Origin of the sequence: Streptomyces sp. NPDC007991 (assembly GCF_042958445.1) — a bacterium.
In the GTDB taxonomy this organism is placed as follows: domain Bacteria; phylum Actinomycetota; class Actinomycetes; order Streptomycetales; family Streptomycetaceae; genus Streptomyces.
Genome location: NZ_JBIBJD010000007.1, coordinates 239,787 through 264,924, shown reverse-complemented (window position 1 = coordinate 264,924; position 25,138 = coordinate 239,787). Strand labels below are relative to the sequence as shown.

Here is a 25,138-nt window from a genome sequence, read left to right as displayed (position 1 = left end):
TCTCTTCCCGTGTCCGCGAAGAACGACGGCCCCGACGACGGCGCCACCCCGAGCAAGTCCGAGCAGACCCGCGCCCTGATCCTGGAGACCGCCATGCGGCTGTTCCAGGAGCGCGGCTACGACAAGACGACGATGCGGGCCATCGCCAAGGAGGCCGGGGTCTCCGTCGGCAACGCGTATTACTACTTCGAGGGCAAGGAACACCTGATCCAGGGCTTCTACGACCGGATCGCCACCGAGCACCAGGTGGCGGTCCGGGAGATCCTGGACCGGGAGAGCGATCTGGAGGCCCGGCTCGCGGGCGTGCTGCGGGCGTGGCTGGACATCGCCGCTCCCTACCACGAGTTCGCGGTGCAGTTCTTCAAGAACGCCGCCGACCCGGACAGCCCCCTCAGCCCCTTCTCCCCCGAGTCGGAGCACGCGCGCGAGGAGGCCATCAGCGTCCACCGGGAGGTGCTGGCCGGGGCGACGAAGACCAAGGTGGCCGAGGAACTGCGGGACATCCTGCCCGAGTTGATGTGGCTGTCCCAGATGGGCCTGGTCCTGTACTGGATCTTCGACCGGACCGAGGGCCGGGAGCGCAGCTACCGGCTCGCCGAGCGCGGGGCCCGCCTGACCGCGCGGGGCGTCGCCCTGGCCCGCTTCCGGGTGCTGCGGCCGCTCGTGCGCGAGGTGCACGAGCTGTTCACGGACTTCCTGCCGGGCATGACCCGGGCGGTCCCGGACCCCGCCGCGCGGCGGACCGGCGCGTAGGGCACGGCGCCCGGAGCGCGCAGGGCCCTAAAGCCGCGTGAGGCTCCACAGGCGGAACACGCCCGTGCCGTCCGACAGGTACTGGCCGCCGCCGATGTCCTCCGTGGTGACGACGTACTCCTTGCCCTGCCACAGCGGCAGCACCGGCACGTCCTGGGCGACGGTCTGCTGCACCGACTGGAAGTCCCGGTCGGCCTCGCCGCGGTCGGCGTAGCTCCGGCTGTCCTTGATGAGCCGGTCGACGGTCTTGCTGCTGTAGCCGGTGTTCATGGCGCTGCCGGTGCCGACGAGCGCGGCTTGGAAGGTGTCCGGGTCGGGGAAGTCGGCGACCCAGCCGACGGCGTACGCGTCGAGTTCGCCGCTCGCCCAGCGCTTCTGGAAGTCGGTCCACTCGTAGCCCTTGAGGGTGACCTGGAACAGGCCGCTCGCCTCCAGCTCCCGCTTGATCTCGGCGGCCTCCTGCTCACCGGCGCCGCGGCCCTTGGCGTAGCCGTAGGTGAAGCGGACGGGCAGGGTCACACCGGCCTGGGTGAGCAGCTTGCGCGCCTTCTTCGGGTCCGGCTCGGGGTAGTCGTCGAAGAACGAGGCGGTGTGCCCGGTGAGGCCCGCCGGGATCAGCGAGTACAGCGGGTCGACGGTGCCGTCGTAGACGGTGGCGGCCAGCCGCTCGCGGTCGATCAGCCAGGCCATCGCCTGCCGGACCTTCGGATCGTGCAGGGGCTTGCCCGCGCGGGTGTTGAAGTACAGGTTGCGGGTCTCGGAGCCGTCCGCCTCGAAGACGCGCTGCGCGGGATCGCTCGGGTTCAGTCCGGCGAGGACGTCGGGCGGCAGCTGGCGGGTCGCGACCTCGACCCGCTTGTCCTTCCAGGCGGTGTCCAGGGCGCCGGGGGTGGCGTAGTAGCGCAGTTCGACGGGCCGGTTCGCACCGCCCTTGACGGCGCCCTGGTAGCGGCTGTTGGGCGCGAGGACCGCTTTGACGTCCTTCGTGTACGACGTGAGGGTGTACGGGCCGGTGCCGTCGACACCGCTGCCGGTGCGCAGCCTGCCGGCCGGGTAGGCGGTGTGGTCGACGATCGAGCCGGCGCCGGTGGCCACCTTGAACGGGAACGTGGCGTCGGGCGAGGACAGGTGGAAGGTGACGCTCAGCCCGTGGGCGTCCACGGAACGCAGGGTGTCGAGCAGGGGCGCCGGGCCGACCGGGGACTTGATCCTCATGATCCGGTCGAAGGAGTACTTCACGTCCTCGCCGGTCATCATCCGGCCGCTCGGGAAGGTGAGGCCGGAGCGCAGTTCGCAGCGGTACGTGGTCAGGTCGCCGTCGGCGAACGCGCAAGCCCTGGCCGCGTCCGGTACGGGTGCGGTGCCGCCCGGGGCGAAGGTGAGCAGCGACTGGAAGACGTTGCTGAACAGCGCCCAGGAACCGGCGTCGTAGGCGCCGGCCGGGTCGAGGGACGTGACGGCGTCCGTCGTGCCGACCGTGGTGACCGTGCTGTCCTTCTTCGACGGCACGAGCTGCCAGGCGCCCACGCCCGCGACCGCAAGGACGAGCAGTCCCACGAGTATCCGCATGCGAACCGACCGCATCGGCCTTGCCCTCCCAGACCCGTGGGCCCTTGTACCAGTGCCACACCCCTTTGTGGCGGCCTCACCCAATCACAGGTGTTTGAGCGGGCGGAAGGGAGATCTGCCGAGTTGGGAAAGAACTTACCGATGGGTGTTTCGGTCCGGTTTCACAGCGTTCACACAGGGTCAGGCCTGCCGCGACGCGAGCTCGACCAGGGTGATGTCCGACGGTGCTCCCACCCTGGTGGGCGGGCCCCAGGCGCCCGCGCCGCGTGAGACGTAGAGCTGGGTGTCGCCGTAGCGCTCCAGGCCCGCGACGGTCGGGTTCGCGGCGGCGGCGAGGAGGTTGCCGGGCCAGAGCTGGCCGCCGTGGGTGTGGCCGGAGAGCTGGAGGTCGACGCCGTGTTCGACGGCGTCGTGGATCTGCACGGGCTGGTGGGCGAGCAGCACGCACGCGCGTGCCGTGTCGCGGTCGCCGAGGGCCCGGGCGAAGTCGGGGCCCTGGCCCTCGTCCTCGCCGGCGACGTCGTTGACTCCGGCCAGGTCGAAGTACGGCATCTCCCTGCGGGCGTTCTCCAGGGGGGTGAGTCCCAGGCGGCGGACCTCCTCGACCCACTGCTCGGCGCCGGAGAAGTACTCGTGGTTCCCGGTGACGAAGTAGGACCCGTGACGGGCCTTCAGCTGCGCCAGCGGGGCCGCGGCGGGGCCCAGGTCCTTCACGCTGCCGTCGACCAGGTCGCCGACGACCGCGATCAGGTCGGGCTGCGTCGCGTTGATCGTGTCGACGACCTTCTGCGCGAAGCCGCGGCCCAGGACCGGGCCGAGGTGCACATCGCTGACCACGGCGATCCGGTATCCGTGCGCGGCGCGCGGCAGTTTGGCCAGGGGCACGGTGACCCGCTTCACCTGCGGTCCGCGCAGCACGCCGTATGTCCCGTACCCCACGGTCCCGACGGCAGCGGCCGCGGCGGCCCCTGCGACGACCCGCGAGACGAAGAGACGGCGGGAGGGGCCGGCGGGGGTGGAGGGGGCGGTGTCCGTGGTGCCGGTGGCGCCTGGGGTGGCGGGTGCGGGGTCGGCCTGCGGGTGCGGGGCGGTGGCGGAAGCGGTCGCGGCGCCGGGCGCACCGGCGTGGCTCTCCCGCGGCGCGCCTGGCATGTCGGGCACACCGGCGCCGGCTTGCGCCTGCCGGTCGGCCACCGCCGCGCAAGCGGCTGCTCCGGCAGGCAGACCGGCGTGGCTCTCCTGCGACGCGCGTGCCCCGTCGGGCACCCCGGCGCCTGCCTCCGCCTGCGGCGCGGCCGCCGACGCCGCAGCGGGCGTCCCGCCGGGCGCACCGGTGCCGCGATCCGTCCCCGCGTCGGCCGACGCCGTCGACGGCGTCGGCACACCGGGCTCGGCGCCCGCTCCCCTCGCCCTCGCCCGCCGCTCGACGAACCACCGCAGCAGCGGCCGTACGGCCTCCCCCGCCAGGACCGCCAGCAGCAGGTAGATCGACAGGGCCAGCCACAGGAAGCCCGGCCAGGCCAGGACCTGCTGGAGCCAGAAGGGGGCCCCGGCGCGTTCGGCGACCAGGGCCGTGATCGCGAGGAGCCAGCCGCCGGCGATCAGGGCCGCGCCCGTGCGGCGGGTGAGGCCCGGGCCGCGGGTGGTGTCGCGGAACAGGCGGCGCCACACGTACCAGTTGGCCGTCACGATGACGGCCAGCACGAGGACGGCGACGAGTACGAAGACGATGGCCACGGTGTCGTGTCTCCCGATTGCCGTTATGACGTCCGGCGCAGTGCGCGCAGACCACGCAACCCGATGGCCCCGATGGCCGTCCCCAATACGAAGGAAACGACGGCGAGCAGCAGGTGCACCCAGAAGTACGCCGTGGGATGACCGTCGTCGAAGGCGAGTCCGCTGCTGTCCTTGACAAGGTTCTTGACGAAAGTGATCCAGATGACCCAGCTCCACACCCCGAAGGCGAGCAGGAACCAGGAGACGGGGCGGCTGAGCTTCATGGCTCCAGTATCGCCACCCCCTGTCCGGTTCCGTTCCCGGGGTGGGGGCACGGGCGGGACTTCCCCCCGAACGGCATGTACGTTTCCGATCGTGCCCGCTCCGAAGAAGACCGTCAGGCGATCCCTGCTGGTCACCTCCGCCGTCCTGTCGTCCCTCGCCCTGGCCGCGCCCGCCGCCGTCGCGGCCCCGAGCCCCTCGGGCAGTCCGTCGGCGAGCCCGTCGGCCACTCCCCCGGCGTCGATGTCCACCGTGGGCGGCGCCCGGCTCGGGCAGCCGGGCACGCAGGCGAACCTGGCGAGCGGCGTGCCGGTGCTGCCGAAGGACGTGAGCGCCCGCTCCTGGATCGTCGCCGACGCCGAGTCGGGTGACGTGCTGGCCGCGCACAACGCGCACTGGCGGCTGGCCCCGGCGAGCACGCTGAAGATGCTGTTCGCGGACACGCTGCTGCCGAAGTTCCCGAAGACGGCCAAGCACAAGGTCGTCCCCTCCGACCTGGCGGGCATGGGCGCGGGCTCCAGCCTGGTCGGGATAAAGGAGGACGAGACCTACACCGTCCACGACCTGTGGCTCGGCGTCTTCCTGCGCTCCGGCAACGACGCCGTGCACGTGCTGTCGGCGATGAACAAGGGCGTCGACAACACCGTCAAGGAGATGAACGAGCACGCCGAGGAGCTCCAGGCCCTCGACACGAACGTCGTCAGCCCGGACGGCTACGACGCCCCGAAGCAGGTCTCGTCGGCGTACGACCTGACGCTGATCGCCCGCTCGGGGCTGCAGAAGAAGGACTTCCGGGAGTACTGCTCGACGGTCAGCGCGAAGTTCCCGGGCCAGACGAAGAAGGGCAAGAAGGGCAAGCCCGTCCGCGAGTCCTTCGAGATCCAGAACACCAACCGGCTGCTGAGCGGCGACGCCGGCCTGCCCGTCTACCAGGGCATCGCCGGCGTCAAGAACGGCAACACCACCAACGCCGGCGCCACGTTCACCGGCGTCGCCGAGCGGGACGGCAAGGTGCTGCTGGTGACCGTGATGCACCCGGAGAAGCCGGAGCACAACGAGGTCTACAAGGAGACCTCGCAGCTGTTCGACTGGGGGTTCAAGGCGGCCGGGAAGGTGCAGCCGGTGGGTGAGCTGGTGCCGCCGAGGGGCGCCGCGCAGGCCAGTTCCGAGCCCGGCGCGAACCCCTCCGGTGAGGCCGGCGGCTCCGGGAGCGGCGCGGGCGGCACGGCCGGGACCGGTGCGAAGCCGGTGGCCGGCGCCCGGACCGCGGACGGCTCCGGCGGCATCGGGATCGCGCTCGGCATCATCGGCGGTGTGCTGGTGCTGCTCGCGGGCGGCGCGTTCCTGGTCAACCGCCGTTGGCCGCTGCCGGATCTGGTGCACCGCCGGACTCGCCCCTGACACCGGGGCCGCCGGAGCTGTACCGGCCCTCCGGGCGGTCCGGGCTGTCCTGGTCGTCGGGGCGGTCCCGTCGGTTCTGGTCGTCGGGGCGGTCCCGGCGGTTCTGGTCGTCGGGGCTGTCCCGGCGGCCCCGGTCGTCCCGGCGGTCCTGGCCGTCCCGGCGGTCCTGGCCGTCCCGGCGGTCCTGGCCGTCCCGGCGGTCCGGGCTGTCCCGGCTGATCTGGTCGTCCGGGCTATCCCGGCGGTCCTGGCCGTCCCGGCCGTCTTGGTCGTCCCGGCCATCCGCGCCCTCCACGCCCTCCGCGCTTTCCACGTCCTCCGCGCTTTCCGCGCCCTCCGCGCCCTCCGGGAGTTCGTCCTGCTTGCTCCGCGTCGCCGTCCAGGAGGCGCAGAACAGCACCAGCTTCGAGGTGAAGTTGATCCACAGCAGCAGTGCGACGGGCACGCCGAACGCGCCGTACATGCTCTTCGCGGCCACGCCCTGCAAGTAGCCGCTGAGCAGCAGCTTCAGCAGTTCGAAGCCGACCGCGCCGGTCAGCGCCGCCACGACCAGGCGGTGGCGCGTGGGCTCGACGCCGGGCAGCAGGGTCAGGACGTAGAGCAGCAGCAGGAAGTCGGCGAGCACGGCGATCAGGAACGCGGCGATGTGCAGCAGGACGCCGCTCCAGCCACCCTCGTCGATGCCCAGGTGCCGGGTGATCCAGCCGATCATCGCGGAGGCGACGGTGGAGGCGGCGATCGTGACGAGGAGCGCGCCGCCGAGGCCGATCAGGACGCCCGCGTCCTTGGCGTAGCGCAGGAGCGGGTTCTCCTCCTCTTCGGGCAGCTCCCACACCGCGCGCAGGCACTCGCGCATCGAGCCGGCCCAGCTGACACCGGTGAAGAACAGCAGCGCGCCCGCGATGAGGCCGATGGCGCCGGCGTTGTTCACCAGGCCGGCGATGTCCAGCTGGTCGGAGATGCCGGGCACCTGCTCGGCGAGCTTGTCCTGGAGCTTGTTCTGCTGCTCGGTGCTGAGCGTGGCGGCGGCGATGGTGGCGGACACCGTCAGCAGCGGGAACAGCGCGACGAAACTCGTGAAGGTCATCGCGGCGGCCAGCCGCGTCCACTTCACGCGGTCCAGCCGCTCGTACGACCGCCACGCGTGGGTGATCATCAGCCGCTCCGCCCACGGCCCGACGACCGGGAGCCTTTTCAGCCAGTCCATGATCCGACTCTGCCCTCCGCCCGGAAGACCCATGTACGGGTACCCCAGAACCGGAGGACTGTGGCCAACGCCATGCCGACGACCGCGCCGGAGACGGTGTCGGCGCGCTGCGAGGTGAGTCCGAGGCCGTAGTGGCTGACGGCCAGGCACAGCAGTTGTACGGCGGCGCCGGCGAGGTTCACCAGGAAGAACGCGGCGTAGGGGCGCAGGCCGCTGATCCGCCTGTCCCGGTAGGTGCCCAGGGCGTTGCCCGCGTAGGCCACCGAGCAGGCCGCGACGAAGGACAGGGCCTTGGCGGTGAGCGGGCCGAGTCCGGCGGGGCCGCGCAGGCAGGTGAACAGGGCCAGGTCGACGGCGTAGGCGAGGAGACCGACGGCGGCGAAGCCCAGGAGTTCCCGGCGGCCGGGAGCCGTGGGGGCGGACCACGCGCGCGTGGTCACCAATTGGCCACCGCCAGGCCGTACATCGCCACCCACACCAGGCCGATGAGGGCGAGCGCCCGGTCGCGCAGGACGACGTCCTCGGGTTCGCCGGCCGTGCCGCGGTCGGCGAAGACGGCGTACCGGAGGATCGCCAGGATGAAGGCGACCATGGACAGCTGCCGCCAGGGCAGCACGCTGGTGTGCGGGACACCGCCCTCCTCCATGGCCCACAGGCAGTAGCCGAGGACGGCGGCACCGGCCGCGAGCTGCCAGACGAAGCGGAGGTAGCCGGTGGTGTACTCGGTGAGCAACGCGCGTGTGGCGCCCGCCTTTCCGGCCATCTGGACGGCTTCGGAGTAGCGCTTGGCCGACACCATGAACAGCGCGCCGAAGCCGGTGGTGATCAGGAACCAGCGCGACAGCGGGATGCCGAGGGCGAGTCCGCCGACCATGGCCCGCATCAGGAAGCCGGTCGTGACGACGGCGAGGTCGACGACGAGGACGTGCTTGAGGCTGACGCAGTAGGCCAGTTGCATGGCGAGGTAGGCGGTCAGCAGGGCGGCGACGGCCGGGGAGGACAGCCAGGCCGCGGCGGCGGGCGCGAGGAGGGCCAGGCAGCCGCCGACGGCGTAGGCGAGCGGTACGGGGACCTGTCCGGCGGCGACCGGGCGGTGCCTCTTGGTGGGGTGGGCGCGGTCGGCCTCGGCGTCGCGGGCGTCGTTGACGAGGTAGACGGCGGCGGCGCAGGCGGTGAAGAGGACGAAGACAAGGGCGAGTTGGAGGAGGGCGTGCCGGGAGAAGAGCTGGCCGGCGGCCGCCGGGGCGGCGACCACGAGGACGTTCTTCACCCACTGCTTGGGCCGCGCGGTCCGCAGGAGACCGGCCAGGACGCCGCCTTTGCCAGGTGGCGGGGACTGCTCCTGGTGGGTGCGCTGCCGCAGGATGGCCGTCTCAGCCATGGTGGGCCCCTCCCCTCATCCAGCGGGCACCGAGCCGGGCCGTGAGCGCGCCGAGGGCCGCGCCGGCGGCGACGTCCGAGGGGTAGTGGACGCCGGCCACCAGCCGCGAGACGCACACGGCGGCGGCGAGCGGCGGGACGGCGCGTGCTCCCAGGGCGCCGAAGGCGACGGCGGCGGCAGCGGCGGAGGTGGCGTGGGAGCTGGGGAAGGAGTGCCGGCCGGCGGTGCGCACCAGGGGCTCGATATGCGCGGGGCGCGGGCGGCACACGATCCGCTTCACCCCCATGCTGACGAGGTGCGCCCCCGCGGTGAGCGCCGTGCCGCGCAGCCAGGCGCCGCGTCTGCGGCCGTCGACGGCGGCTCCGGAGAGCCCCGCCGCCAGCCAGAGCGCCGCGTGTTCCCCCGCCCAGGACAGGGTGCGTACGGCGCCTGCCACGCGCGGGTCGGTGCCGCACGCCCTGAGCGCCGAAACGATGCGGTGGTCCATGTCGTGCAGGTCGTCGAGGTCGTCCATGTGGACTCACTGTTCACGCCCACCTGGCCTGAACTCCGGCAATATTGAGCGACATCCCATTAATCACCCGTTTCGGGGAGGCATGCCATGTTGTCGAACTAATAGCTCACACAAGGGCGATACGGTCTCGGACATGTCTGCCGACACCGATTCCGACCCGGACGTCATGGGCCTGGACCACACCACCGTCACCGGCTGGGGCCGCACCGCTCCCACCGCCGCCCGGCTGATCCGCCCGCGGACGTACGAGGAGGCCGCGGCGGCCGTCCGCGACTGCGGGGCGCGCGGCGGGATCCCCCGGGGCCTGGGACGGGCGTACGGGGACGCGGCGCAGAACGCGGGCGGGTCCGTGCTCGACATGACGGGCCTGGACCGCGTCCACGCGATCGACGCCGACGGCGGCACCGTGCTGTGCGACGCGGGTGTCTCCCTGCACCGGCTGATGGAGGTGCTGCTGCCGCTCGGCTGGTTCGTGCCGGTCACCCCCGGCACGCGCTACGTCACCGTCGGCGGGGCGATCGGCGCCGACATCCACGGCAAGAACCACCATGTCTCGGGCTCCTTCGCCCGGCACGTGCTGGCCCTCGAACTGCTCACCGCCGACGGCGAGATCCGCACGGTGATCCCCGGAACGCCCCTGTTCGAGGCCACCGCGGGCGGCATGGGACTGACCGGGGTGATCCTCACCGCGACGATCCGGCTCCAGCAGGTCGAGTCCTCGCTGATGTCGGTCGACACCGAACGGGCGGCGGACCTCGACGACCTGATGGCCCGGCTGGCCGCCACCGACCACCGCTACCGCTACTCGGTCGCCTGGATCGACCTGCTGGCCCGGGGCGCCGCCACCGGCCGCGCGGTCCTCACCCGCGGCGACCACGCGCCCCTGGACGCCCTGCCCGCCCGCCTGCGCCGGGACCCGCTGTCCTTCCGCACCTCCCGCCTCCCGGCCGCCCCCTTGCTCCTCCCCGAGGGCCTGCTCACCCGCACGACCGTGGGCCTCTTCAACGAGCTCTGGTACCACAAGGCCCCCCGCGCGCGGTCGGGCCAACTCCAGCGCATCTCCGCGTTCTTCCACCCCCTGGACGGCGTGCCGCACTGGAACCGCGTCTACGGCCGGGGTGGTTTCGTGCAGTACCAGTTCGTCGTCGGCTACGGCCGGGAGGACGCCCTGCGGCGCATCGTGCGCCGGATCTCCGAACGCCGCTGCCCGTCCTTCCTGGCCGTCCTCAAGCGCTTCGGGGAGTCCGACCCGGGCTGGCTGTCCTTCCCGGTGCCCGGCTGGACGCTGGCGCTGGACATCCCGGCGGGCCTGCCCGGCCTCGGGGCGTTCCTCGACGAACTCGACGAGGAGGTCGCCGCCGCCGGCGGACGCGTCTACCTCGCCAAGGACGCCCGGCTGCGCCCGGAACTGCTCGCGGCCATGTACCCGCGCCTGGACGACTTCCGCGCCCTGCGCGCCGAACTGGACCCGCACGGGGTGTTCGTGTCCGACCTGGCCCGCCGTCTCCACCTCTGAGCGATCCCTAGGAGCTGTCATGAAGGACGCCTTCGGTCTCCCCCAGTCCCTGCTCGTCCTCGGCGGTACGTCGGAGATCGCGCTGGCCACCGCCCGCCGGCTGATCGCCCGCCGCACCCGCACGGTCTGGCTGGCCGGCCGCCCGTCGCCCGCCCTGGAGGAGGCCGCCGGGAAGTTGCGCGGACTGGGGGCGGATGTGCACACCGTCGCCTTCGACGCGCTCGACCCCACCTCCCACGAGGCCGTGCTCGGCAAGGTCTTCGCCGAGGGCGACATCGACATGGTGCTGCTCGCCTTCGGCCTGCTCGGCGACCAGGCCCGTGACGAGCGGGATCCGGAGGCGGCGGTGCGGGTCGCGCAGACCAACTACACCGGCGCGGTCTCGGCGGGCCTGGTGTGCGCCCGCTCGCTGCAGTCCCAGGGGCACGGCTCGCTGGTCGTGATGTCCTCCGTCGCGGGCGAGCGGGCCCGCCGAGCCAACTTCATCTACGGCTCCAGCAAGGCCGGCCTCGACGCCTTCGCGCAGGGCCTGGGCGACGCGCTGCACGGCACGGGCGTGCACGTCATGGTGGTCCGCCCCGGCTTCGTGCGGACGCGGATGACGGCCGGGCTGCCCGAGGCGCCGCTGGCGACCACGCCCGAGGCGGTGGCGACGGCCGTCGAGCTGGGGCTGCGGCGCCGCTCGGAGACGGTGTGGGTGCCGGGCGCGCTGCGCGTGGTGATGTCGGCGTTGCGGCACATGCCGCGCGGGGTGTTCCGGCGGCTGCCGATCTGACCTAGGGGCGGATCACCAGGTCGGGACCGAGCCGCGCTCCACATGTCCGGCCTGGGGCGGGACGACCGAGCCGCCGAAGGGAAACTCGCGGAGCTTGCGCCAGACGCCGTCGGCGCCCTGTTCGTAGAGGGCGAAGCCGGTGCAGGGCCACTCCGCCTCGTAGCCGGCGAGTTCCTCGAAGGCGCGGTCCATCGCCGCTTCCTCGATGCCGTGCGCCACGGTGACGTGGGGGTGGTACGGGAACTGCAGTTCGCGTGCGACCGGCCCGGCGGTGTCGCGGACCTGCTCCTGGAGCCGGGTGCATGCCTGCGCGCCCGAGACGACCCGGACGAAGACGACCGGGGACAGGGGCCGGAACGTGCCGGTCCCCGACAGCCGCATCGGGAACGGCCGGCCGGCCGCGGCGACCTCGGTCAGATGCGCCTCCACGGCCGGCAGGGCGGACTCGTCGATCTCCGTCGGGGGCAGCAGGGTGACGTGCGTGGGGATGCCGTGAGCCGAGGCGTCGCCGAAGCCCGCGCGCAGCTGCTGGAGCTCGCTGCCGTGAGGCTCCGGGACCGCGATCGAGACACCGATCGTTACGGTCCCCACGTCGTCTCCTGTCGTTTGGATGCGGGTCGCTGATACGACCACCCGGTTATCGACTGTACGGCCACGACCCGGTTCCAGGCAGGCGCAACCGACGTGATGTACAGCGCTGTGGGTGGTACGGCTGTGCGCGGGAGCGGGTTCAGTGCTTGGCGGGCAGGAAGCCGACCCTGTCGTACGCCTGGGCGAGGGTCTCGGCGGCGACGGCGCGGGCCTTCTCGGCGCCCTTGGCCAGGATCGAGTCGAGTGTCTCCGGGTCGTCCAGGTACTGCTGGGTGCGCTCCCGGAACGGCGTCACGAAGTCGACCATGATCTCGGCGAGGTCGGTCTTGAGCGGGCCGTACATCTTGCCGGTGTACTTCTCCTCCAGTTCGCCGATGGTCTCGCCGGTGAGGGTCGAGTAGATCGTGAGGAGGTTGCTGACGCCCGGCTTGTTCTCGGCGTCGTAACGGATCACCGTGTCGGTGTCGGTGACCGCGCTCTTGACCTTCTTGGCCGTGGCCTTCGGCTCGTCCAGGAGGTTGATCAGGCCCTTCGGCGTGGACGCCGACTTGCTCATCTTGATCGACGGGTCCTGGAGGTCGTAGATCTTCGCCGTCTCGCGGAGGATGTACGGCTTCGGGACGGTGAAGGTCTCGCCGAAACGGCCGTTGAAGCGCTCGGCGAGGTCGCGGGTGAGCTCGACGTGCTGGCGCTGGTCCTCGCCGACCGGGACCTCGTGCGCCTGGTAGAGCAGGATGTCCGCGACCTGGAGGACCGGGTACGTGAACAGGCCGACGGAGGCGCGCTCCGCGCCCTGCTTGGCGGCCTTGTCCTTGAACTGGGTCATCCGGCTGGCCTCGCCGAAGCCGGTGAGGCAGTTCATGACCCAGGCGAGCTGGGCGTGCTCGGGGACGTGGCTCTGGACGAAGAGCGTGCAGCGGTCCGGGTCGAGGCCCGCGGCGAGCAGCTGGGCGGCGGCCAGGCGCGTGTTCGCCCGCAGGTCCTTCGGGTCCTGCGGGATGGTGATCGCGTGCAGGTCGACGACCATGTAGAACGCGTCGTGGGTCTCCTGGAGGGCCACCCACTGGCGGACGGCGCCGAGGTAGTTGCCGAGGTGGAACGAGCCGGCGGTGGGCTGGATGCCGGAGAGCACGCGGGGTCGGTCAGAGGCCATGTTGCTTATTGTCTCAGAGGGCCGTGGGTGGTTTCGGCGGTGGGGAACTGCGGACCGGTTGTGGCTGGTCGCGCAGTTCCCCGCGCCCCTCACGGGGCGCTTCAGCCGAGGTCGATCTCCGGGTACAGCGGGAAGGCCGCCACCAGGTCCGTCGCGCGGTGGCTGATCTCGTCGGCGATCTTCGCGTCGAGGACGTGGGCCGCCTTGGAGGGGGCGCCCGACTTGGTCGTGCCCGGCTCCGTGGTGGTCAGGACGCGGTCGATCAGGCCCGCGACCTCGTCCATCTCCGCCGTGCCGAGGCCGCGGGTGGTCAGGGCCGGGGTGCCGATGCGGATGCCGGAGGTGTACCAGGCGCCGTTCGGGTCGGCGGGGATGGCGTTGCGGTTGGTGACGATGCCCGACTCCAGCAGCGCGGCCTCGGCCTGGCGGCCGGTGAGGCCGTAGGAGGAGGCGACGTCGATCAGGTTCAGGTGGTTGTCCGTGCCGCCGGTCACCAGGGTCGCGCCGCGGCGCATCAGGCCTTCGGCCAAAGCGCGGGAGTTGTCGACGATGCGCTGGGCGTAGTCGCGGAAGGACTCCTGGCGGGCTTCGGCGAAGGCGACCGCCTTGGCGGCCATGACGTGCGGGAGCGGGCCGCCGAGGACCATCGGGCAGCCGCGGTCGACCTGGTCCTTGAGGGAGTCGTCGCACAGGACCATGCCGCCGCGCGGGCCGCGCAGGGACTTGTGGGTGGTCGTCGTCACGATCTGGGCGTGCGGGACCGGGTCGAAGTCGCCGGTGAGGACCTTGCCCGCGACCAGGCCCGCGAAGTGCGCCATGTCGACCATGAGCGTCGCGCCGACCTCGTCGGCGATCTCGCGCATGATCCGGAAGTTCACCAGACGGGGGTAGGCCGAGTAGCCGGCGACGATGATCAGCGGCTTGAACTCACGGGCCGAGGCGCGCAGAGCCTCGTAGTCGATGAGGCCGGTGGCCGGGTCCGTGCCGTAGGAGCGCTGGTCGAACATCTTGCCGGAGATGTTCGGGCGGAAGCCGTGGGTGAGGTGGCCGCCGGCGTCCAGGGACATGCCGAGCATGCGCTGGTTGCCGAAGGCGCGGCGCAGCTCCGCCCAGTCGGCCTCGGAGAGGTCGTTGACCTGGCGGGCGCCGGCCTTCTCCAGGGCCGGGACCTCGACGCGCTGGGCGAGGACCGACCAGAAGGCGACGAGGTTGGCGTCGATGCCGGAGTGCGGCTGGACGTAGGCGTGGCGGGCGCCGAAGAGTTCCTTGGCGTGCTCGGCGGCGAGGGACTCGACGGTGTCGACGTTGCGGCAGCCGGCGTAGAAGCGGCGGCCGATGGTGCCCTCGGCGTACTTGTCGCTGAACCAGTTGCCCATCGCCAGGAGTGTGGCCGGTGAGGCGTAGTTCTCCGAGGCGATCAGCTTGAGCATCTCGCGCTGGTCGGCGACCTCCTGGCCGATGGCGTCCGCTACGCGGGGTTCGACGGCGCGGATGACGTCGAGGGCGGCGCGGTAGGCGGTGGAAGCGGTGGAGAGGGGCTCGGCTGGCATGGGGGACCTCCGGACGTTGCGTTCGGCGTTCACGGTACGGCCCAGGCGCACGGCCCTCGTCGGCTGGGCCGCTCCCCGATGGTTTGTCCATCCCAGCGCGCCAGTCACGGCCCCCGGTCAGCCTACCGGGTAAGTACGTGCCCCTGAGGCTGTCTACAAGATCACGTGCGGCAGGAAACGGGCGTATTCGTCCGTGATCAAGCCCGAGCTCTCGCGGATACCCAGGCCCGCCGACTCGTTGTCCACCACCCATGCGCCCAGGACCACGCGGTTGCCGTCGAAGTCGGGGAGGGGGGCCAGTTGCTGGTAGCAGCACGGTTCGTCGCGGAGGGTGGGAGGGGAGCCGGGCTCGTGGATCGTGACGCCCGCGCCCTCTCGGCCCAGGAGAGGCTTGGCCGCCCAGCCCTTCGTGGGCAGGTCCCGGGGGCCGTCCAGGTACGCCGGGAGGAGGTTGGGGTGGTCGGGGTAGAGGTCCCAGAGGATCGCGAGCAGGGCCTTGTTGCTGAGGAGCATTTTCCAGGCCGGCTCGATCCAGAGGGTCGTGCCCGTGCCGCCGCCGTTGTCGAGAGTGTCCAGGACGTGGTCGGCGAAGCGGTCGGTGGTGAGCCACTCCCAGGGGTAGAGCTTGAAGATGCTGCGGATGAAGCGGAGGCGGTTGTCGACGAAGCGGCCGGAGAGGCGGTCCCAGCCGATCTCCTCCATGGCGATCCAGTCGGTGGCCAGGCCTGCCTGCTCGGCCGTTTCCTTGAGGTAGGCGACCGTCATCATGTCCTCGCCGAGTTCGTCGGCGGAGGAGTACGCGAAGTACAGGGGGCTGCCCGGCGGGAGCAGGGCGGCCTGTTTCCGCCAGGCGTCGATCAGGCGTTCGTGGAGGGAGTTCCACTGGTCGGCACCGGGGAAGCGGTCCTCCATCCAGAACCACTGCGGGGACGCGGCCTCCACCAGTGAGGTGGGGGTGTCGGCGTTGTACTCCAGGAGCTTGGCCGGGCCGGTGCCGTCGTAGCGGAGGTCGAAACGGCCGTAGACGGAGGGGAGTTCGGCGCGCCGGTGCCAGGACTCGGCGACCGTCCGGGCCACACGGGGGTCGGTGATGCCCAGGTCCGCGAAACGGTCCTCGGTGACGATGTGGTCGGCCGCCGCCAGGCACATGCGGTGGAGTTCCTCGACGACCTCCTCCAGCGCCTCGATCTCCGGGAGGGTGAAGGCGTAGTAGGCGCTTTCGTCCCAGTAGGGGCGCAGGGAGTCGTCGGGGTAGCGGGTGAGGGGGTAGATCAGGCCCTGTTCCTCGACGGTCTGCTGCCAGCCGGGGCGGGGGGTGAGGGTGCGGCGTTCCATGTGCGTACGACCCCGGTCAGCCGCCGCCGCTGCCGGAGCCCGAGCAGCCGAAGCCGCCGCGGTCGACGGCCTCGCTGCGGCTGAAGGTGCCGTTGTCGGCGTAGCGGCCGCTGACGTCGGCGTCGTAGTACCAGTCGGCGTTCGCGGTGCTGGTCCCGCCGGTCTTCTTGCGGCCCTTGCCGGAGGAGTACGAGGAGCCGGACGTGCAGTTCTTGTCGGCGACGATCTTGTAGCCGTTGATGTAGTCGTAGCTGTCCCGGTCCACGCAGCGGCGGTCCGGGTCGGAGCCGCACGCGGACAGGGCCGCCGCGAGGACGCCCATGCCGCCCAGCACCACCGTGCTCGAGCGCAGTCGTCGCCGTGTTTCCGCCATGCGTGTCTCCCCGTGTCCCTGTCAGGTACTGCCGAGTGGTCAGCCTAGAGACCGGTGTGAACGGGCGTGCACGGCCCCCGGTTCACGCCCCCTCCCCTACTGTCGTTTTGTGATTTTTGGAATGCTGTGCGCCCTTGGTGCGGCGGTCTGCTTCGGTACGGCGACGGTGTTGCAGGCGATGGCCGCGCGGGCGGTGGCGAGCGGGCCGGGCGGGGACGTGGCGTTGCTGTGGCGGGCGCTGCGGCAGTGGCGGTATCTGCTCGGACTCGGGGTGGACGGGCTCGGGTTCCTGCTCCAGATCGTCGCGCTGCGGTCGGTGCCGATCTACGCCGTGGGGGCGGCGCTGGCCGCGAGTCTCGCCGTGACGGCCGTGGTGGCGGCGCGGCTGCTCAAGGTGCGGCTGAGCCGGATGGAGTGGGCGGCGGTGGGAGTGGTGTGCGGCGGGCTCGCGCTGCTGGGGCTGGCGTCCGGGGCGGAGGGCGACGAGGGCGGGCCGGCGTGGCTGACGTGGGCGATGCTCGCGGCGGCGGGCGGGGTGCTGCTGCTCGGGGCGGTGGGAGGGCGGCTGCCGGAGCGGGGGCGGGCGCTCGCGCTCGGGCTGGGTGCGGGGCTGGGGTTCGGGGTGGTGGAGGTGGCGGTGCGGCTGATCGACGGGCTGACTCCCGGTGCGCTCGTCACGAACCCGGCGGTGTACGCGCTGCTGCTGGGCGGCGGGGCCGGGTTCCTGTTGCTGACCTCCGCCCTGCAGCGCGGGTCGGTGACCACCGCGACGGCCGGGCTGGTGCTCGGGGAGACGGTCGCGCCCGCGCTGATCGGCGTGGTGTGGCTCGGGGACCGTACGCGGCCCGGGCTGGGCTGGGCAGCGGTGCTCGGTTTCGCGGTGGCGGTGGCCGGAGCGCTGGCGCTGGCGCGGTTCGGTCAGGCCCCACCTGCTGGAAAGCTTCACGTTCCGGATGATCGGAAAATGGTTCGTTGAAATTTGAACGCCGGTGAACCGCTTTCCGTATGGGACGGCGTGACCAGTAATCCCGTCACGGTCACCGTGGCCTATCGCGTGATGCCGGGCCGTGCGGCCGACTTCCACTCCTGGGGGTGGGCCATGCTGGGCGCGACCGCGCGGCAACCGGGGTTTCTGGGGGGTGGGGTACTTGTCGACGGAGGGGCGGAGTGGCATGTCGTCTATCGCTTCGCCAGCGAGGGTTCGGCCCTGGCCTGGGAGAAATCGCCCTCCCGGGCACAGTGGGACGCCCGGCTGGAAGGACTCGCCCAGGAGACGGAGCGCAGACGGGTGCCGGGGGCCCGGGCCTGGTTCGAGGCGCAGACTCTGACACCCGCGCCACCTGCTCCGCCGTCGAAATGGAAACTGTGGTTCGTGAATATGAGCGCGGTTTTCCCGCCGGTGCTCCTGTTCAATCTGACGGTGCTTCCCTATCTCGGTGACCTCAATGCGCTGATCCGCACGTTGTTGTTATGTCTGTGCGTGACGGCTCTTGTCACCTGGATTCTCATGCCGCGGCTCCAGCGTTTCTTCCGGAAATGGCTGTACCCGTCGCTCCAGGCGCTCCGCGGCCGGCACAAACGCCGGGCCATGTAGGCCCGCGAACGAACAGAGGGAGGTGGGCGGGTGAAGACCCTGCTCATCGACAATTACGACTCGTACACGTACAACCTGTTCCAGTTGATCGCCGAGGTCAATGGCGAGGAGCCGGTGGTCGTCCGCAACGACGCCGCCGTCGACGGGGTGCCGGATCTCCGGGAGTTCGACAACCTGGTGGTGTCCCCGGGGCCCGGACACCCGGCTCAGGCGCGTGACTTCGGCATCGCCGCCCGGCTGGTCGCGACCTCCCCGGTTCCGGTGCTCGGCGTGTGTCTCGGCCATCAGGGGATCGCGCTGGGGGAGCGGGGGGTGGTGGGGCCCGCGCCGGAGCCGCGGCACGGGCATCTCTCCACGATCCGGCATGACGAGCGTGACCTGTTCCAGGGCCTGCCGCAGAACTTCACAGCCGTCCGCTACCACTCGCTGACCGTGCGTGAGCCGCTGCCTCAGATGCTGGAAGCCACGGCCTGGGCGGAGGACGGCGTCCTGATGGGCCTGCGGCACCGCACCCGGCCGCTGTGGGGCGTGCAGTTCCACCCGGAGTCCGTCCTCACGGAGTTCGGCCATCGCATGCTCGTGAACTTCCGCAACCTGACCGCGAAGCGGGCGGGCAAGCTCCGCACGAAGAACACGGCGGTGCCGTCCCCGTCCCCGTCCCCGTCCCCGGAGACGGTCCGACGCCGGGTGGTGGTACCGGAGTGCGAGGCGGGGCTGTCACTGTCACCGACATCGACCCGCCGGCCGACGGCCGCGGCCGCGGGCCGGGCTGTGGTGATCCCGGGGGCCGGGGTGACTGTGTCGGTCGCCGGGGGCGGGGGGTCGGGCGGGGGTGTGCCGTCCGCCGGGGGCGGGTGGTCGGGCGGGGGTGCGCCCTCCGCCGGGGAAGGGTGGTCCGGCGGGGGTGCTCCCACCGCCGAGAGCGGGTCGTCCAGCAGGGGTGCGCCCACCGCCGAGAGCGGGTCGTCCAGCAGGGGTGCGCCCACCGCCGGGGAAGGGTGGCCGAGCGAGGGCGTGCCGTACGGAAGGGCCGTGTCGTCTTCCGGGGCCGGTCCGTCCACCGACGCCGGTTCACCCGCCGACGCCGTGCCGTCCGGCGGGGCCCGGATGGCCGACGGGGCGATGACGTCTGCCGGGGGTGGCCCGGCCGGCAGGGCCGGGATGGCCGACGGGGCGATGGCATCCGCCAGGGACGTGCCTCCCTCCGGAACCCGTCCAGCCACCGCACCTCGCCCGTCCGGCCCCGCCGATCCCGCCACCGACGCCGGTTCACCCGCCGACGCCGTGCCGTCCGGCGGGTCCGGGATGGCCGACGAGGCCGGGGCGGCCGACGGGGTTGACCCGTCCGGCGCGGCCGGGGCGGCCGGCGGGGTTGGCCCGGCCGACGGGGTTGGCCCGGCCGGCGGGGCCGGGGCTGGGGACGGCGTGATGGCGGTCGCCGGGGCCGCGCCCGCCCCCGGAGCTCGTCCGGCCGCCGCCCCCGGCCGGGCCCCCGTGGCCGGGTCCTCCGGTGGGGACGCCCCCTCCGGTGGGACGGACGACCGCGAGGGTGAGCTGCCCGCAGGGCGTCAGGCCCCTGGCGAGGGCGGGGCGGTCAGGGACTCCGCCCCCGCCGCCACCATCCCCCGGCCCCGCCGCCCCCACCGCGTGAGGTATCGGCTGCACAGTCGGCGGATCGTCGGGGCCGTGGATGTCGAGGCGGCCTTCGGGCGGATGTACGCCGGGGCCCCGCGGGCGTTCTGGCTGGACAGTTCGCTGGTCGAGCCGGGGCGGTCGCGGTTCTCGTTCTTCGGGGACGGCAGCGGGCCGCTCGCCGAGTTCGTACGGTACGACGTCGAAGCCGGGCACTGTGAGATCGAGCGGGCGGGACGGCCGGTGAGGAAGGTCGCGGCCAGTGTCTTCGACTATCTCAAGCGGCAGTTGAGCAACCGCCGCGTGGACGCGACCGGGCTGCCGTTCGACTTCACCGGGGGCTACGTCGGCTACTTCGGCTACGAGGTGAAGGCGGACTGCGGGTCGCCCAACCGGCACCGCTCCCCCGTCCCGGACGCCGCCTGGCTGTTCGCCGACCGGGTGATCGCGGTGGACCACCAGGAGGGCTTCACGTACGCCGTCTGCCTCGCGGAGGACACTCCACAGGCCGCGAGGGAGGCCGCGGACTGGCTGGAGAGCGCCCTGGCCGATCTCACCTGCGTGGCGGGGCAGCGACCGCCCCTGCCCGTGGCGCCGCCCGCCCCGGCGGACCCGGGCGCCGCCGAGCCGTGGCTGGTGCGCGACCGGGCGACGTACCTCGCGGACATCGAGGCGTGCAAGCGGGAGTTGCGCGCGGGCACCAGCTACGAGGTCTGCCTGACCAACGCCGCCCGGTTGCCCGCACCGCCCGACGCGCTGGAGTTCTACCGGACGCTGCGCCGCGACAACCCGGCCCCGTACGCGGCGTTCCTGAGGTTCGGGGAGCTGGAGGTGGCCGGGTCCTCGCCCGAGCGGTTCCTGCGGATCGGGCGGGACGGCACCGCCGAGGCCAGGCCCATCAAGGGGACGGCCCCGAGGGGTGCCGGGCCGGAGGAGGACGCCCGGCTGCGGGACGCGCTGGCGTCGGACGCCAAGACCAGGGCCGAGAACCTGATGATCGTCGACCTGCTCCGCAACGACCTGGGCCGGGTCTGCCGGACGGGCTCGGTACGGGTCTCCAAGCTCATGGCCACGGAGACGTACGCCACCGTGCACCAGCTCGTCTCGACCGTGCGGGGCAGCCTGCGGGCGGACACGGACGCGGTGGACTGTGTCCGGGCCTGTTTTCCCGGCGGCTCCATGACCGGCGCGCCGAAGCTGCGCACGCTGGAGATCATCGACTCGCTGGAGTCCGAGGCCCGGGGCGTGTACTCGGGCGCCCTCGGCTACTTCGGATGCGGCGGCGGCGCGGACCTCAGCATCGTCATCCGTACCGCCGTGTTCGCCGACGGCCAGATGCACCTGGGCGCGGGCGGGGCGATCGTCCTCGGCTCCGATCCGGACGCGGAGTACGAGGAGATGCTGCTGAAGACCGCGGCCCCGATGCGGGCCCTGCACCAGCACACGGCCGACCGGATCCGGCGGCCGGCCCCGCCGGGTGACCGGGCCGGGGCGGCCGGGGAGGCCCGGCGATGACCAGTCCGCAGACCGTGCTGCACCCCTTCGAGACCGAGGCGCCCGGGAACCTCGCGTCCCACCTCGCGGAGCTCGCCGAGCGGCGCGGGTGGGGCGGGCGGACCGCCTTCCACCAGGGGCACCGGGCCTGGACCCACGGCGAGGTGCACGACCTCGCGGCCCGGGCCGCCACCGTGCTCGACGGGCACGGGGTGCGTCCCGGGGACCGGGTGCTGCTGGCGCTGCCCGACTCCCTCGCCTGGGTGACGGCCTTCCTCGCCACCGCTCGTCTCGGCGCCGTCGCGGTCCTGGTCAACCCCGAACTCCCCGCGGCCGACCACGCGTTCCTGGCCGAGGACACCGGGGCCGTGCTCTGTGTGACGGGGCCGGGCCTGGAGGAGCGGTTCGCCGGACGGGCCCGTCTGGGCGCCGACCAGCTCATGGCGCTCGCCCCCGCCGCCGCGCCCGCGCCCGCCCACAGGGCCGACGCGCACACCCCGCTCTACGTCCAGTACACCTCCGGCACCACGGGCCACCCCAAGGGCGTCGTGCACACGCACGGCGATCCGCGGACGTACCACGACCTCATCGGCCGGCGGGTGCTGCGGATCACCGCGGAGGACGTCACGCTGTCCGTGTCGAAGCTGTTCTTCGCCTACGGCTTCGGCAACGCCTTCGTCTTCCCGCTGTTCTCCGGCTCGTCCGCGGTGCTGGTGGACCGGCGCCCCACCCCGGCGACCATCGACGAACTCGTCGCCCGGCACCGGGTGACGCTGCTGTACTCCGTGCCGTCCGCGTACGCCGCGCTGGTGGCCGAGCGGGGCAACGGGCACGAGGGCTGCTTCGCCTCGGTGCGGGCCGCGGTGTCGGCCGGCGAGGGGCTGCCCGAGGGGCTCGCCCGGCAGGTGACCGCGCTGCTCGGCGCGCCCGTGCTGGAGCAGATCGGCTCCACGGAGGCCGGTCACGCGTTCTGCGCCAACGGCTTCTCCCACAACCACCCGGGCACCGTCGGCCGTCCCGTGCCCGGCTTCGAGGTGGAGCTGCGGGACGGGGACGGCCATCCGGTGCCGGACGGCGAGGAGGGCGAGATGTGGGTGCGCGGGCCGACGGTGACGCCCGGCTATCTGAACCGGCCCGAGGAGACCGCCCGGACCCTGGTCGGCGGCTGGCTGGCCACCCGCGACCGGGCGTGCCGCGAACCGGACGGCTCCTTCCGTCATCTGGGCCGGGCCGACGACATGGAGATGGTCGGCGGCATCACCGTCGCGCCGCTGGAGGTGGAGGCCGTGCTGCGCGGCCATCCGGCGGTGCGGGACGTGGCGGTCGCGGCCGTGCCCGACGGGCGGGGCGCGAGCCGGCTGCGGGCCTTCGTGGTGCCGGCCACGCCGGTTCGGGACGGCCTGGCGGACGAGCTCATCGGCCTGGCGCGTCAGAGCCTCGCCGCGTTCAAGGTCCCCCGCAGCGTCAGCTTCGTCCCGTCACTGCCGCGCACCCCGACCGGGAAGCTGCGCCGCCACCTGGTGCGACGGGGCGCCTGGTGAGCCCCGTAGAAAGGAACGACCGCATGCGAGCACCCCTGTCCACCGACCGCGGCTTCTATCTGGGACCGGTGTTCCGGCGTGCGGCCGACCGGCACGGGGCCGTCTTCGTCACCCTGGACCGGCCGCTGGACGTCGCCCCGGCCCTCGGGGTCGACCTGAGCTACACCGTGCTGGCCGATCTGGTCGAGGACCTGTCCGGGCGACTGTGGGAGGCCGGGGTGCGGCCCTCGGAGCAGGTCGTCGTGCACAAGGCGGACAACGTCGACCTCATGCTGCTGACCTGCGCGGTCTCCCGGATCGGAGCCGTGCCGGTGCTCCTGTCGCCCACGCTGGCCCCCACGGTGGCCGGGCAGCTCCTTCAGCGGCTGCGCCGCCCCTGGCTGGTCACCGACAGCGCCACACTGGAGGGCCTCAGCACGCTGCCCCTGTCCGGGCTGGTGCGGCGGACGCTCTGCGTGGACGACGCGGCCGGGGCCGAGCCCCTGGCGAAGTACGCCGGTGCCGAGCCTCCCCCGCCGGTCCGGCTGCACCCCCGCGAACCCGCCCTGATCACGCACAGTTCGGGCACCACCGGTGTTCCCAAACTGGCCGTGCACTGCGCGCACACCATGTGGAACCGGCTGGTGCCGCAGCAGGCGATGGGCTGGCCCACGCGGGGCGAGCCGGCGGCGCTGCACATGTCGTTCGTGCACTCGCGCTTCTACCATCTGCTCGGCGTCCTGCTGCACTTCGGCAGCCCCCTGGTGCTGATCACCGACCCGGATCCGGCCGCGGTGGGCCCGCTGCTGGTCCGGCACCGGCCCGGCATCGTGGAGACGCACCCCAACACGTTCGTGCTGTGGGAGGAGCTGGCCGACGCGCCCGGTGCCCCGCTGTCCCGGGTGCGGGCGTACGGCTCCACCTTCGACGCGATCCATCCGCGTACCGTCCGGCGGCTGCTGGGCGCCTCGCGGCGCCGTACGCCCTGGCTGGTCCAGCTGTACGGGCAGAGCGAGACGGGCCCGGTGGCGTTCCAGGTGGTGACGCGGCGCAGCGCGGCCCGCGCGGACGGGCGCCGGGTCGGGTTCGGGATACCCGGCTTCACCCGGGTCCGGGTCACCGACGCCGGCGGCGGGCGGGTCCCGCCCGGCACCCCCGGCCGGATCGAGGCCCGCACCCGGGGCCGGATCCTCACCTACCTCGGCATGCCGGAGCGCTACGACCGTCAGCTCACCGACGGCTGGTGGGAGATGGGCGACATGGGCTACCGGAGCCGTCTGGGCGCGCTGTACCTGATCGACCGGGAAGTCGACCAGATCGACGCCGTGCACAGCAATCTGGAGGTCGAGGACGCACTGATGTCCCGGCTGGAGGAACTGCGCGAGGTCGTCATCGTGCCGGGCACGGACCGGGAGCCGGTGCCGGTGGTGTGCGTGCGCGGTGAGCGGCCCCTGGACCCGGAGCGCTGGCGGCGGGCCACGGCAGGGCTGCCGAAGATGGCCGAGCCGCGGCAGTGGCGGTTCGAGGACCTGCCGATGACCGCGACGTGGAAGGTGAAGCGGGTGGAGATCGCCCGGATGCTCACCGAAGGCGTCCGGGCATGACCCCGGTCCTGGTCGTGGGCGCCGGTCCCGTGGGCCTGTCGGCGGCGCTGGCGCTGCGGGCGCACGGGCTGCCGGCCGTCCTGCTGGAGGCGGAGCCGGAGGACCGTGAACGGCCCGGCAGCCGGGCCCTGTTCGTGCACCGGGAGACCCTCGGCCTGCTGGACGCGATGCGGCCCGGCCTCGCCGCCGAGATCACCTCGTACGGGCGGACCTGGCACACCAGGCGCACCCTCTACCGGGGGCGTGAGGTGTACGCCCGCACCTTCCCGCCGCCGTCCGGTCCGCCGCCCTTCACCAGTCTGCGCCAGACGGACACCGAGCGGTTCCTGCGGGCGGCGTGTGCGCGGGCCGGGGTGGAGTTCGTATGGGGCGCGCGCGTGACGGGCGTGAGCGCCACGGGGACGGAGGTCCGGCTGACGGGTGAGGACGGGCGGGTGTGGTCCGGCGCGTTCGCGATCGCCGCCGACGGGGCCCGCTCCATGGTCCGGCGGGAGCTGGGCATCGCCCTGGAGGGCACGCACGGCGAGGGTTTCCACGTCGTCGTGGACGTCGCCGACGTGCCGGGCGCGGAGCTGCCGCTGGAGCGGGTCTTCCACTACGAGCATCCCGGGGTGGGCGGACGCAGTGTGATGCGGGTGCCGTTCACCGGGGGCTTCCAGGTCGACCTCCAGTGCCGGGACGACGACCGGCCGGAGGGGTACGGCACCGAGGAGGCCGTACGGCGCTGGCTGCCCTCGGTCGTCGGGGACGGCTACGGCGAGCGGATCCTGTGGGTGTCGACGTACCGCTTCCTGCGCAAGGTGGCGGCCTCGTTCACCGATCCGCACGGGCGGGTGCTGCTGGCCGGCGAGGCGGCGCATCTCTTCCCGCCGTTCGGGGCGCGCGGCATGAACAGCGGGATCGCGGACGCGGCGGCCGCCGCCGAGGCGATCGCCGCGGGGACCGGCGAGGCGGTCGCCCGCTTCGCCGAGGTGCGGCGGGCGGCGGCCCTGTTCAACAGTGCCGCCGCCGGTGCCGCCCTGGACCATCTGCGTCCGCGCCGCCGGATCGTCCGGGTCAGGCAGCGGACGGCGGCGGCGCTGGCGCCGGTGCTGCCGTGGTGCGGGTCGTGGCTGGAGCACGCGCCGTACGGGCCCCGGCACGGGGCGCCGGCCGTGGCGGGACGCAAGTACTGAAGG

General features: G+C 72.7%; 21 protein-coding genes, 1 pseudogene and 1 riboswitch. Of the genes and pseudogenes, 10 read left to right on the top strand and 12 right to left on the bottom strand.

The features are described from left to right. Positions 1 to 9 precede the first annotated feature (9 nt). On the top strand, positions 10 to 753 hold the full coding sequence (locus ACFZDA_RS21830) for a TetR family transcriptional regulator (RefSeq protein ID WP_391083864.1): 744 nt from the start codon (positions 10 to 12) through the stop codon (positions 751 to 753). Between the two features lie 27 nt (positions 754 to 780). Here ACFZDA_RS21830 and ACFZDA_RS21825 read toward each other — a convergent pair whose 3' ends face one another. The 3 genes from ACFZDA_RS21825 to ACFZDA_RS21815 all read right to left on the bottom strand — a co-directional run bounded on the left by ACFZDA_RS21825 (position 781) and on the right by ACFZDA_RS21815 (position 4,322). After that, the gene (locus ACFZDA_RS21825) at positions 781 to 2,337 is read right to left on the bottom strand and encodes an ABC transporter substrate-binding protein (protein ID WP_391083861.1); all 1,557 of its coding nucleotides are present in this window, start codon (positions 2,335 to 2,337) and stop codon (positions 781 to 783) included. Between the two features lie 165 nt (positions 2,338 to 2,502). After that, positions 2,503 to 4,059, bottom strand: coding sequence for a metallophosphoesterase (locus ACFZDA_RS21820; protein WP_391083859.1), 1,557 nt, complete (start codon positions 4,057 to 4,059; stop codon positions 2,503 to 2,505). Between the two features lie 23 nt (positions 4,060 to 4,082). Continuing rightward, complete coding sequence (locus tag ACFZDA_RS21815) at positions 4,083 to 4,322, bottom strand: SCO4848 family membrane protein (protein WP_010047056.1); 240 nt, start codon at positions 4,320 to 4,322, stop codon at positions 4,083 to 4,085. Positions 4,323 to 4,413: 91 nt separating this feature from the next. On the opposite strand from ACFZDA_RS21815, the gene ACFZDA_RS21810 reads away from it, so the two are divergent. Beyond that, entirely contained in the window at positions 4,414 to 5,721 is a 1,308-nt protein-coding gene (locus ACFZDA_RS21810; protein WP_391083857.1) for a D-alanyl-D-alanine carboxypeptidase family protein, read from the top strand. Positions 5,722 to 5,998: 277 nt separating this feature from the next. Here ACFZDA_RS21810 and ACFZDA_RS21805 read toward each other — a convergent pair. The 4 genes and pseudogenes from ACFZDA_RS21805 to ACFZDA_RS21790 form a co-directional block, all read right to left on the bottom strand. Next, a pseudogene (locus ACFZDA_RS21805) lies at positions 5,999 to 6,928 on the bottom strand (YihY/virulence factor BrkB family protein); the annotation flags it as partial. Then, the gene (locus tag ACFZDA_RS21800; RefSeq protein WP_391083854.1) at positions 6,916 to 7,368 is read right to left on the bottom strand and encodes a GtrA family protein; all 453 of its coding nucleotides are present in this window, start codon (positions 7,366 to 7,368) and stop codon (positions 6,916 to 6,918) included. The gene ACFZDA_RS21800 and the pseudogene ACFZDA_RS21805, both read right to left, overlap by 13 nt. After that, positions 7,365 to 8,309: a decaprenyl-phosphate phosphoribosyltransferase gene (locus ACFZDA_RS21795; protein ID WP_391083851.1), complete on the bottom strand. Its 945-nt coding sequence runs from the start codon at positions 8,307 to 8,309 to the stop codon at positions 7,365 to 7,367. Before ACFZDA_RS21795 ends, ACFZDA_RS21800 begins: the two co-directional genes overlap by 4 nt. Then, positions 8,302 to 8,823: a phosphatase PAP2 family protein gene (locus ACFZDA_RS21790; RefSeq protein ID WP_391083848.1), complete on the bottom strand. Its 522-nt coding sequence runs from the start codon at positions 8,821 to 8,823 to the stop codon at positions 8,302 to 8,304. The genes ACFZDA_RS21795 and ACFZDA_RS21790 overlap by 8 nt, the downstream gene beginning before the upstream one ends. A 133-nt stretch (positions 8,824 to 8,956) precedes the next feature. On the opposite strand from ACFZDA_RS21790, the gene ACFZDA_RS21785 reads away from it, so the two are divergent. Then, positions 8,957 to 10,339, top strand: a complete 1,383-nt coding sequence (locus ACFZDA_RS21785) for an FAD-binding protein (RefSeq protein WP_391083845.1) — start codon at positions 8,957 to 8,959, stop codon at positions 10,337 to 10,339. Between the two features lie 19 nt (positions 10,340 to 10,358). Further along, positions 10,359 to 11,114, top strand: a complete 756-nt coding sequence (locus ACFZDA_RS21780; RefSeq protein ID WP_391083843.1) for a decaprenylphospho-beta-D-erythro-pentofuranosid-2-ulose 2-reductase — start codon at positions 10,359 to 10,361, stop codon at positions 11,112 to 11,114. 12 nt (positions 11,115 to 11,126) lie between these two features. Here the strand turns inward: ACFZDA_RS21780 and ACFZDA_RS21775 are convergent, their stop codons facing one another. The 5 genes from ACFZDA_RS21775 to ACFZDA_RS21755 all read right to left on the bottom strand — a co-directional run bounded on the left by ACFZDA_RS21775 (position 11,127) and on the right by ACFZDA_RS21755 (position 16,116). After that, complete coding sequence (locus ACFZDA_RS21775) at positions 11,127 to 11,705, bottom strand: 2'-5' RNA ligase family protein (protein ID WP_391083840.1); 579 nt, start codon at positions 11,703 to 11,705, stop codon at positions 11,127 to 11,129. Positions 11,706 to 11,844: 139 nt separating this feature from the next. Then, the gene (trpS, locus tag ACFZDA_RS21770; RefSeq protein ID WP_391083838.1) at positions 11,845 to 12,858 is read right to left on the bottom strand and encodes a tryptophan--tRNA ligase; all 1,014 of its coding nucleotides are present in this window, start codon (positions 12,856 to 12,858) and stop codon (positions 11,845 to 11,847) included. Between the two features lie 101 nt (positions 12,859 to 12,959). Continuing rightward, positions 12,960 to 14,408 carry a glycine hydroxymethyltransferase gene (locus tag ACFZDA_RS21765; RefSeq protein WP_086565119.1) on the bottom strand — a complete coding sequence of 483 codons (1,449 nt, stop codon included), beginning with the start codon at positions 14,406 to 14,408 and terminating at the stop codon, positions 12,960 to 12,962. Positions 14,409 to 14,440: 32 nt separating this feature from the next. Then, a riboswitch (ZMP/ZTP riboswitch) is annotated at positions 14,441 to 14,526 on the bottom strand. A 35-nt stretch (positions 14,527 to 14,561) separates the two neighbouring features. Beyond that, the gene (locus ACFZDA_RS21760; RefSeq protein ID WP_391083834.1) at positions 14,562 to 15,743 is read right to left on the bottom strand and encodes a glutathionylspermidine synthase family protein; all 1,182 of its coding nucleotides are present in this window, start codon (positions 15,741 to 15,743) and stop codon (positions 14,562 to 14,564) included. A 16-nt stretch (positions 15,744 to 15,759) separates the two neighbouring features. Further along, positions 15,760 to 16,116: a hypothetical protein gene (locus ACFZDA_RS21755; protein ID WP_391083831.1), complete on the bottom strand. Its 357-nt coding sequence runs from the start codon at positions 16,114 to 16,116 to the stop codon at positions 15,760 to 15,762. A gap of 121 nt (positions 16,117 to 16,237) precedes the next feature. On the opposite strand from ACFZDA_RS21755, the gene ACFZDA_RS21750 reads away from it, so the two are divergent. The 6 genes from ACFZDA_RS21750 to ACFZDA_RS21725 all read left to right on the top strand — a co-directional run bounded on the left by ACFZDA_RS21750 (position 16,238) and on the right by ACFZDA_RS21725 (position 25,135). After that, positions 16,238 to 17,092, top strand: a complete 855-nt coding sequence (locus ACFZDA_RS21750; RefSeq protein WP_391083829.1) for a DMT family transporter — start codon at positions 16,238 to 16,240, stop codon at positions 17,090 to 17,092. Positions 17,093 to 17,173: 81 nt separating this feature from the next. Then, entirely contained in the window at positions 17,174 to 17,710 is a 537-nt protein-coding gene (locus ACFZDA_RS21745) for a hypothetical protein (RefSeq protein ID WP_391084585.1), read from the top strand. Positions 17,711 to 17,740: 30 nt separating this feature from the next. Then, positions 17,741 to 20,857 carry an aminodeoxychorismate synthase component I gene (pabB, locus tag ACFZDA_RS21740; protein WP_391083826.1) on the top strand — a complete coding sequence of 1,039 codons (3,117 nt, stop codon included), beginning with the start codon at positions 17,741 to 17,743 and terminating at the stop codon, positions 20,855 to 20,857. Continuing rightward, complete coding sequence (locus tag ACFZDA_RS21735) at positions 20,854 to 22,377, top strand: AMP-binding protein (RefSeq protein ID WP_391083823.1); 1,524 nt, start codon at positions 20,854 to 20,856, stop codon at positions 22,375 to 22,377. The genes pabB and ACFZDA_RS21735 overlap by 4 nt, the downstream gene beginning before the upstream one ends. 23 nt (positions 22,378 to 22,400) lie before the next feature. After that, the gene (locus ACFZDA_RS21730; RefSeq protein WP_391083820.1) at positions 22,401 to 23,960 is read left to right on the top strand and encodes an AMP-binding protein; all 1,560 of its coding nucleotides are present in this window, start codon (positions 22,401 to 22,403) and stop codon (positions 23,958 to 23,960) included. Continuing rightward, positions 23,957 to 25,135 carry an FAD-dependent monooxygenase gene (locus ACFZDA_RS21725; protein ID WP_391083818.1) on the top strand — a complete coding sequence of 393 codons (1,179 nt, stop codon included), beginning with the start codon at positions 23,957 to 23,959 and terminating at the stop codon, positions 25,133 to 25,135. The genes ACFZDA_RS21730 and ACFZDA_RS21725 overlap by 4 nt, the downstream gene beginning before the upstream one ends. Positions 25,136 to 25,138: the final 3 nt, after the last annotated feature.

Excerpts from the sequence above, each read along its gene's own strand:
- ACFZDA_RS21745 (WP_391084585.1), top strand. The coding sequence starts at position 17,174 with ATGCCGGGCCGTGCGGCCGACTTCCACTCCTGGGGGTGGGCCATGCTG.
- ACFZDA_RS21760 (WP_391083834.1), bottom strand. The coding sequence starts at position 15,743 with ATGGAACGCCGCACCCTCACCCCCCGCCCCGGCTGGCAGCAGACCGTC.
- ACFZDA_RS21765 (WP_086565119.1), bottom strand. The coding sequence starts at position 14,408 with ATGCCAGCCGAGCCCCTCTCCACCGCTTCCACCGCCTACCGCGCCGCC.
- ACFZDA_RS21755 (WP_391083831.1), bottom strand. The coding sequence starts at position 16,116 with ATGGCGGAAACACGGCGACGACTGCGCTCGAGCACGGTGGTGCTGGGC.
- ACFZDA_RS21790 (WP_391083848.1), bottom strand. The coding sequence starts at position 8,823 with ATGGACGACCTCGACGACCTGCACGACATGGACCACCGCATCGTTTCG.
- ACFZDA_RS21785 (WP_391083845.1), top strand. The coding sequence starts at position 8,957 with ATGTCTGCCGACACCGATTCCGACCCGGACGTCATGGGCCTGGACCAC.
- ACFZDA_RS21795 (WP_391083851.1), bottom strand. The coding sequence starts at position 8,309 with ATGGCTGAGACGGCCATCCTGCGGCAGCGCACCCACCAGGAGCAGTCC.
- ACFZDA_RS21815 (WP_010047056.1), bottom strand. The coding sequence starts at position 4,322 with ATGAAGCTCAGCCGCCCCGTCTCCTGGTTCCTGCTCGCCTTCGGGGTG.
- ACFZDA_RS21730 (WP_391083820.1), top strand. The coding sequence starts at position 22,401 with ATGCGAGCACCCCTGTCCACCGACCGCGGCTTCTATCTGGGACCGGTG.
- ACFZDA_RS21750 (WP_391083829.1), top strand. The coding sequence starts at position 16,238 with ATGCTGTGCGCCCTTGGTGCGGCGGTCTGCTTCGGTACGGCGACGGTG.
- ACFZDA_RS21780 (WP_391083843.1), top strand. The coding sequence starts at position 10,359 with ATGAAGGACGCCTTCGGTCTCCCCCAGTCCCTGCTCGTCCTCGGCGGT.
- ACFZDA_RS21725 (WP_391083818.1), top strand. The coding sequence starts at position 23,957 with ATGACCCCGGTCCTGGTCGTGGGCGCCGGTCCCGTGGGCCTGTCGGCG.
- trpS (WP_391083838.1), bottom strand. The coding sequence starts at position 12,858 with ATGGCCTCTGACCGACCCCGCGTGCTCTCCGGCATCCAGCCCACCGCC.
- ACFZDA_RS21825 (WP_391083861.1), bottom strand. The coding sequence starts at position 2,337 with ATGCGGTCGGTTCGCATGCGGATACTCGTGGGACTGCTCGTCCTTGCG.
- ACFZDA_RS21735 (WP_391083823.1), top strand. The coding sequence starts at position 20,854 with ATGACCAGTCCGCAGACCGTGCTGCACCCCTTCGAGACCGAGGCGCCC.